The sequence below is a fragment of the Mycobacterium sp. genome, from assembly GCF_032159775.1.
Classification (GTDB): domain Bacteria; phylum Actinomycetota; class Actinomycetes; order Mycobacteriales; family Mycobacteriaceae; genus Mycobacterium.
Map to the genome: position 1 here is coordinate 1 of NZ_JAVHWK010000165.1, position 7,296 is coordinate 7,296.

The following is a 7,296-nucleotide window of genomic DNA, read 5'->3' on the forward strand; positions in this document are numbered from 1 at the left end:
CCAGCGGGAATGGTGACTCCAGACACTTCGACCTCGCGAGTGGTGCGCCGGGGGACCATCGGAGCGGGCAGCTCGAGTCGGAGGATCTCCTCGACCAGCGGGTTGATCAATCTCGGATCGTCGATGACGGTCTGCCGCAGGTCGGGACGTCTTGCTAAGTGGTACATGGTGAATCCAATAGCGCCGGTCGTGGTGTCCAATGCCGCGAGGACGAACAGGAAGCACATGCCCAAGATGTCGAGGTCTGTGAGGCCCTCGTCTTCCGACACTGTCAGCAGGCGACCAATCATGTCGTCGCTACCCGGGTGGCTGCGTTTGAAGCTGACATGCTCCTGCAGATACCCGAGCAGTGCCGCTCCGGCTTCCATTGCCGCGGGGGTGGCCTCACTCTTGGACGCGTCGGACGTCACGGCGTCCGACCACAGTTTGAATTTGTCGCGGTCGGCGACCGGCAACCCGAACAGCGTGAGCAGCACCTGCGTCGGGAAGAGCTCTGCAAGGTCGGTGATGGCATCGCAACGGCCCTTGGCGACAAGAGGTTCGACCAGCTGGGCAGCTTGCTGGCGCAGGTCGTCTTCGAGGGTGTTGATGACGCGGGGCGACAGCATCGGGTCCAGGAGGCGCCGGTAGCGCGCGTGATCGGGAGGATCGATCATCAAAGGCACCATGGGAATTGGGCTGCCAACGTCGTATCCGCCAGCCGAGGAGAAGATCTCGGGGTGGTGCTGCGCGAACCTGACCGCTTCCAGGCTGGTCAGATACCACATCCCGTCGGCTTCGAACACGTCGCCGCGCTCCCGCACGTAGCGCCACCCGGCACTGCGGTCCAGTGCCATCGGCGCTGACTCGTAAAAATTTGACTGCTCATTAGGGCTGGTCGTGGGCTGCATCATGGTCTCCTAGTGGTGGTAGCTGACGTCGGCGCCGACCATGCCCTCCCGGATCGTGCCCTCCCACATGGGATATTCCTCGGTCACGGTCAGTACATGACAGGGCGAGAAGGCGACCTTGCGGTGCGCGATACGCCACTGCCCGTCGCGGCGTTCGACCTTGTCGAGATACCGGACCCGGAGGAACACTTCTCGGTCGCTCTGGTTGCCGCTTTCATCGGGTTCCCGGTAGAACGCCAGCGTGTAGGTCTCGGTGTACGCGACGTCGCCGTCGATATCGATCAATTGCGTTCCGTTGTGGTGCATCCAGTGGTGTCCCGCGACACTTCCGGACTTCATGAAGTTCACGAAATCGGCTGCAGGACCATTGATAGGGCCGTGTTCGTCGATCGCGTCGGGATGAAACAGCGAAGCCAGAAGCTCGTGATCCTGCCGGTCGATTGCTCGCGGGTACTGGGCCAGCAGACGGCGAATGGCCGCCTCGTCGAGCAGGCGTTGCACCTCTGGGTCACGATCCATGCCCTATCCCTCTCAGCTCGTTCTTCTGCATGGTTTGCTCACTCCGCGTGCCGAGGCGCCTGAACCAATCCGTCTCAGAGACAGTCACTCCGACCGCGGCCCTCAGACCGACAGGTAGTCGCTGGGAATCAACCCGGACACGTCTTCACCGGTCATCATTTTGACCGGCAGACCGGTGTCCCAGTAATCGGTCCAACGCGCTATCTTGCCGTCGCGAACCACGAACGTCCCCATCACAGGAACTCCCACCAGCTCGCCGGCTGGCGTTTTGATCATGTCGAGACGTTCGGTGAGCACGGTGTCACCCGACGCGGCGATGTTGATCATCTGGTACGCGTAGGAATCGGGGAACACGGCAAACTGCTGGCCTAGATTCTCGGCGATCGCGTCGGCACCTACGGTCGCCGGCATGCCGACATTCTGGTAGATCGCGTCGACGGCGAGGTACGGCGTCAGGGCCGCTACGTCGCGCCGCTCCATCAGCCCACAAAAGGTGCCAACGATCTCAAGCGGATCTGTCATGTCGCCTCTTCTCAGAGTATTTTTCACATACAGACTGAATGTAGTCCACCTACAGCCAGTATGCGAATATACTGAGGACGTGCCCCGAGGTCAACAACGCGCGAATGCCACGAAGACTCCTCGCACAGTCCAAGCCGAAGCCACCCGCGCGGCGTTGGTCAGTGCGGCCCGCAGGCTGTTCGTCGCGAAGGGCTACTTCGACACCGGGACCGAAGAGATCGTGACCGCGTCCGGTGTCGGGACGCGCGGGGCCCTGTATCACCACTTCGGGGATAAGCGCGCCTTGTTCCAAGCGGTCTTCGAGCAGGTGGAAGAGGACCTGCTCGCCGCAGCCAGCGGCCTGGAAGACACCGGCGACGCCCTCGGGCGGCTGCGCTCCGCACTGCTGAGATTCCTCGATGCATCGCTTACCCCTGAGGTACAGCGGATCTTGCTCATCGATGGGCCCGCTGTTCTTGGCTGGCAAACCTGGCGTCAACTTGAAGGCCGATACGGCATCGGAGCGATTCACGGTCTGCTCGAACGTGCCGTCCTCGAAGGCTCGCTGCCAGCCCAGCCGCTGATCGTGCTGGCGCACGTCCTGCTGGCGGCTGCGGACGAAGCCGCACTGGTGATTGCGAACTCGCCGGACCCGATGGCCGCCCGCGAGCAGGGAATCGCGGCAATCAGTCAACTGCTGGCCGGGCTGGGCGCTCCTCCGCGATCGCGTTGACGCCGGATCTGGCTCTGCACGCGGCGAGACCGATTCTTCCGGTGGTTGACACCCTAGTACGCATCTGAACATACTAGCTGTATGCGTAACGCATACAGCCAACATGTGTTACCGCCTGTCAGTCCTCGACTAATCATTAGCGAGCTTCGCGGTGAGCTCCGAGCTTGCCAGATGACCTGTCCCCCAAACGTCAATTGGAATATCCGACATGTGTAGATCCTGCCGACGTCAGCCAAGTTGCGAGACAACGTCCTTGGAGCTTGTAGATTCGCCGATTCGAACGAAGGACGGTCGATGACCACTCACATCGCTCGTGTCGATGGGCTCGACATCGAGTACACCGACACCGGTTCGGGGCCGACAGTGCTGTTCGTGCACGGCGTGTATGTCACGGGCGCCCTGTGGAACGACGTCGCAGCGGAGCTCGGCGAGGGCTATCGTTGCATTGCGCCGACGTGGCCGCTCGGGGCGCACAGCACGAAGACCAACGGCGCTGACATTGGTGCAGAAGCCGCCTCCCGCCGCTTTGTGCACTTCATGGAGAAGCTCGATTTGACCGACGTCACTGTGGTGGCCAACGACACCGGTGGCGGCCTGGTTCTTGCGTCGCTGGGTGATCCTTCATTGAAGACGTCCCGTATCGCTCGCCTGGTGTTGACCAATTGTGATAGCTACGAACATTTCCCGCCCGGCTCCTTCGCGCAGATCGTGAAGGTATGCCGGTTCAGCACTGCAGTCGGGGGCGGTATTTTGCGTCTGCTGGCCACGGGGCCGGGGCAGAGGTTCTTTCTCAAGGCGGTGTCGAAGCACCCTCCGACCCGCCAACGTCAGCGGGAGATCTTCGGCGGTTTCGCCACTAGTGGGGCGGCCCGGCGAGATGCCGTGGCCGTGACCGCGTCACTGGATCCGGCGCTCACCATGCGTGCGGCGGCGGCGATCGAGGCTTTCGAGAAACCGGTCACCCTGGCCTGGGGGACCGACGACGAGCTGTTCCCCCTCAGCCACGCCTACCGACTCCGTGACGCGTTCCCGCAGGCCACGTTGACTGAGATTCCAGACTGTTCGACCTTCGTCATGCTGGACGCGCCGCAGAAGCTGGCCGCGGCGATTCTCGGATGACGCACCAGCGGCCGTCCGACAGCGCGGGCGACACGTGGGACATCACCAGCAGTCTCGGTGCGACCGCACTCGGAGTCGCGGCGTATCGGGCCGCGGAAACCGTCCAGCCGAACCCGTTGATTCACGATGACATTGCGCCGATCTTGGTCCGTGGTGTCGGGGTGTCCGGCTGGCAGCGCCTCGCTTGCGCGGACATGTCATGGCTTGATGAGGACGACGACCGTGGGCGACGCCTGATGGTCTCATCGCGTGAATTCGTCGCTACACGAACCCTTTTCTTTGACCGATTCTGCGCCGATGCCGTCGCCGCCGGCATCTGTCAGGTCGTGATCATCGCCGCCGGACTCGACGCGCGCGCATTCCGGCTAACGTGTCTACGCCAGTGCACGGTCTACGAGATCGATCAGCCAGACGTGTTGACGTTCAAGCTGTCCACCCTCGCCGCATGCCATGTGGAGCCGATCGCGACGCTAGAACCCGTATGCGTCGATCTGCGCGAGGACTGGGGAGCTGCCTTGATCGAACGCGGCTTCCAGACTTGGACACCGACGGCTTGGCTCGTCGAGGGTCTCCTGCCCTACGTCCCCTCCGCCGCCCAGCGGCGTTTGGTGTCGGACGTGACCGCTCTGAGTGCTCCGGGAAGTCGACTTGCGGCCGAGGCCTATCCCAGCGCCACCACGCATCTCGGGCCAGAACGGATGGCCGCGTGGCGAAAGAACAACGCAAAGATACGGGAGCGACTGGGCGTCGGTGTCGACGTCACGACGTTGACCCAGCAAGACGATCCAACCGACGTGGCCGCTCTGCTGGCGGAGCATCGCTGGGCCGTCACGACCCTGGACAGCTGCGATGAGATGGCGCGAGTGGGTCGTCCGGTCCCCGCCGACCTCGCCGAAGCCATCCCAGTAGCGGCCCTGATTAGTGCGGAGATCCAGACGACACCATGAGAAGCAACAACCTGAAGGGGGCGGACCAGCCGTGACGACTACGGACAACCAGACCGACAAGTGCCCAGTGCTCAATTTCGACTACACGGAGCCCAAGCCCGCAGGCACGTGGATACGCACCTACGACGAACTGCGAGCCCAATTTCCCTGGTATCGAAATGAATTCGGACCAGGATTCTGGACGGTCGTCAACCACGAAGGAATTCTGGCGATCCTGCAGAACCCCCAGGCGTTCTCCAACAGCGTCGTCACCGCGCTGGACCCCGATCCGCAATATAAGTGGATTCCCGAGATGCTCGACGGCGACGAACACAAGCAATGGCGACGCCAACTCGGTCCGCTGTTCTCCCCCGGCGCGGTTGAACGCCTCGACGACGCGGTGCGGCAGCGCGCTGTGGACCTCATCGAGGCGATCGCGAACAAGGGCTCGTGTGACTTCATGGCCGACTTCGCGCAGCAATTCCCCACGAGCATCTTTCTCGAGATGATGGGTCTTCCCGTCGACGAGCTGAATCAGTTCATGGAGTGGGAACACGCGATCTTGCACATGGCCAACGATGAAGAGGGAATGCAAAGACGAGCTGAAGCGTCGATGGCGGTGATGCAACGCTTCTCGGCCATCATCGCCGAGCGCCGCATTGAGCCACGCGATGACATTGTCAGCAAGGCCCTCACCTACGAAGTCGACGGCGAGCCGGTAACCGATGCTGACCTACTGTCCTTCTGTCTCTTGATGTTCATGGCTGGCTTGGACACCGTGTCAGCAACTCTGGGTTGGATCTTCCTGCATTTGGCTCGCAACCCCGAAGACCGCGAACGGATCCTGCGGCAGCCCGACCTGATTCCAACCGCCGTGGAGGAATTCGTTCGCGCGTACGCGATCGTCATCCCGGCCCGAAAGGTTAGCGAAGACATCGAGATTCAGGGGTGTCCCTTCAAGGCCGGCGACATGGTCAACATTCCGCTCGCCGCAGCCACACGTGACGACGCCGCGTTTCAAGATGCTCGGACCATTGACATAGAACGTAAGCCCAACAACCACATCGCCTTTGGCGCGGGACCCCATCGCTGCCTGGGTTCGCACCTCGCCAGGCGTGAACTGAAGATCGCGATGGAGGAATGGCACAAGCGCATCCCGACCTACCGGCTCGATGTTGATGCGCAACTGTTCGAGTCAGGCGGCCAGCTGGGTCTTTCTACACTTCCTCTGATCTGGGACGTCTAGAACTCCGAGGACCAGCCGAGCGGTCAATCGAAGCCATATCGGAAAGGCGCTCGTGGCACGGCGATTCGCCTAGCGCATCCGCCTGGCCAGGGGAATGGCTACGGCCGCGCAGGTCGCCATCATCAGCAGGCCGCCCAGGACTTGGTCCCAAACGGCCGGAATCCCCAGCGGGCTGTGATGGTCCGTACCTCCCCACGCTGCGAACAAGGTAAGCAGTCCGATGAATGCGGCGACCTCCTGCGCACCCAAAAGTGAGGCGCGCCGGGCCTTTACGGATACCACCTCCGCCGTGTTCAGCACGCCGAACCAGTAGCCGATACCGATCAACGGCGCTGCCAACGCCACCCATTGGGGCGCAACACCCAACTCGACGCCACGGTGGTGGACGGCGGGGATGTGAAGAGCAATCAGCAGTGCCGAGTAAGCCAGCGCCGACCCGACGACCAACGACCACCAGCCGCGCCTGCTCGCAGGCCGCACACCGGTGGGCCGCGACAACACCGTCACAACCAGTAGCGGGGTCACGACCATCAGCAGTTCGAGCACCACCATCGCGATGAGATGCGACTGTGTCGCAAGCACGCGCACCGGCTGCGACGCCGCACATGTCGTAATCGCGATGGAGCACACCACGGCCGCGCCTGCCTGTCTGCTCAGCAGCCACCAGACGACGGCTACAACGGTCACCGCGATCCCGGCGTACACCGGCCACGTCCAAAGCACGTCCGGCCGGGGTGCGCCGGCCATGCCCGGCATCGCCACGCCGTGTTCGCCGTGCTCCGTCGCCGGCGGTTCGGCCCACACGATGACTCGCGCCAGGATCAGGGCGCCGACGAGTTCCAGCACTGCGACCACCCAAGTACGCATCGATGGGGCGCTCGGCTGGACGGTCACCACGCGAGTATATGGTGAACTAGGTTATATACGTACGAGTGAGGCTGAGTTGACAGTTCCCATGATTCTCACCACTAAGACGGGTACCTGCAGAGCCCCGGGCTCCGCATGATCAGGCCGCCGCAGACTCCGGATGAACTGTTCGACCTGAGCGGTCAGGTCGCTATCGTCACGGGGGCGTCGAGCGGTCTGGGTGACCGATTCGTGCGTGTCCTGCACGCCGCGGGTGCTTCGGTGGTCGCCGTCGCACGACGATCAGACCGGCTTGCCGCGCTGGCGGGCGAACTCGGTCGGGTCCTTCCGGTCACAGCTGATCTGGCCGAAGACACCGACGTCGAAGCGATCGTTCCCCGCACGATCGACCGCTTCGAACGTATCGACATCGTCGTGAACAACGCCGGTTTCGGTGCCCCCGCGCCCGCGGTCGAGGAATCGATCGACGCCTTCCGGCGCACCCTGGACGTCAAT

General features: G+C 62.8%; 9 protein-coding genes. 5 read left to right on the forward strand and 4 right to left on the reverse strand.

The genetic code is table 11. The features are described from left to right. The 3 genes from QOJ24_RS21905 to QOJ24_RS21915 all read right to left on the reverse strand — a co-directional run. Positions 1-836: cytochrome P450 (locus tag QOJ24_RS21905; RefSeq protein ID WP_526265086.1), on the reverse strand; the 836-nt coding region annotated here is incomplete at its 3' end. A gap of 63 nt (positions 837-899) precedes the next feature. Next, a complete protein-coding gene (locus tag QOJ24_RS21910) occupies positions 900-1,409 on the reverse strand; it encodes a nuclear transport factor 2 family protein (protein ID WP_526265087.1) in 510 nt (169 codons plus the stop codon). Positions 1,410-1,511: 102 nt separating this feature from the next. After that, complete coding sequence (locus tag QOJ24_RS21915) at positions 1,512-1,931, reverse strand: limonene-1,2-epoxide hydrolase family protein (RefSeq protein WP_526265089.1); 420 nt, start codon at positions 1,929-1,931, stop codon at positions 1,512-1,514. A gap of 79 nt (positions 1,932-2,010) precedes the next feature. Between QOJ24_RS21915 and QOJ24_RS21920 the strand changes: the two genes are divergently transcribed. The 4 genes from QOJ24_RS21920 (at position 2,011) to QOJ24_RS21935 (ending at position 5,934) form a co-directional block, all read left to right on the forward strand. Continuing rightward, a complete protein-coding gene (locus tag QOJ24_RS21920; protein WP_526265091.1) occupies positions 2,011-2,643 on the forward strand; it encodes a TetR/AcrR family transcriptional regulator in 633 nt (210 codons plus the stop codon). Between the two features lie 294 nt (positions 2,644-2,937). After that, positions 2,938-3,762 (forward strand): alpha/beta fold hydrolase, encoded by an 825-nt coding sequence (locus QOJ24_RS21925; protein ID WP_526265093.1) that lies wholly within the window; start codon positions 2,938-2,940, stop codon positions 3,760-3,762. Then, positions 3,759-4,709: an SAM-dependent methyltransferase gene (locus QOJ24_RS21930; protein WP_526265095.1), complete on the forward strand. Its 951-nt coding sequence runs from the start codon at positions 3,759-3,761 to the stop codon at positions 4,707-4,709. The genes QOJ24_RS21925 and QOJ24_RS21930 overlap by 4 nt, the downstream gene beginning before the upstream one ends. A gap of 292 nt (positions 4,710-5,001) precedes the next feature. Further along, positions 5,002-5,934 carry a cytochrome P450 gene (locus tag QOJ24_RS21935; protein WP_526265097.1) on the forward strand — a complete coding sequence of 311 codons (933 nt, stop codon included), beginning with the start codon at positions 5,002-5,004 and terminating at the stop codon, positions 5,932-5,934. Positions 5,935-6,003: 69 nt separating this feature from the next. On the opposite strand, the gene QOJ24_RS21940 is transcribed toward QOJ24_RS21935, so the two are convergent. Further along, positions 6,004-6,828: a hypothetical protein gene (locus tag QOJ24_RS21940; protein ID WP_526265098.1), complete on the reverse strand. Its 825-nt coding sequence runs from the start codon at positions 6,826-6,828 to the stop codon at positions 6,004-6,006. Between the two features lie 108 nt (positions 6,829-6,936). Between QOJ24_RS21940 and QOJ24_RS21945 the strand changes: the two genes are divergently transcribed. Further along, a partial coding sequence (locus QOJ24_RS21945) for an SDR family oxidoreductase (protein ID WP_526265100.1) occupies positions 6,937-7,296 on the forward strand: 360 nt, incomplete at its 3' end.

Bases quoted from the DNA above. Each gene is read 5' to 3' on its own strand.
- QOJ24_RS21910 (WP_526265087.1), bottom strand. From the start codon at position 1,409: ATGGATCGTGACCCAGAGGTGCAACGCCTGCTCGACGAGGCGGCCATT.
- QOJ24_RS21915 (WP_526265089.1), bottom strand. From the start codon at position 1,931: ATGACAGATCCGCTTGAGATCGTTGGCACCTTTTGTGGGCTGATGGAG.
- QOJ24_RS21925 (WP_526265093.1), top strand. From the start codon at position 2,938: ATGACCACTCACATCGCTCGTGTCGATGGGCTCGACATCGAGTACACC.
- QOJ24_RS21930 (WP_526265095.1), top strand. From the start codon at position 3,759: ATGACGCACCAGCGGCCGTCCGACAGCGCGGGCGACACGTGGGACATC.
- QOJ24_RS21935 (WP_526265097.1), top strand. From the start codon at position 5,002: ATGCTCGACGGCGACGAACACAAGCAATGGCGACGCCAACTCGGTCCG.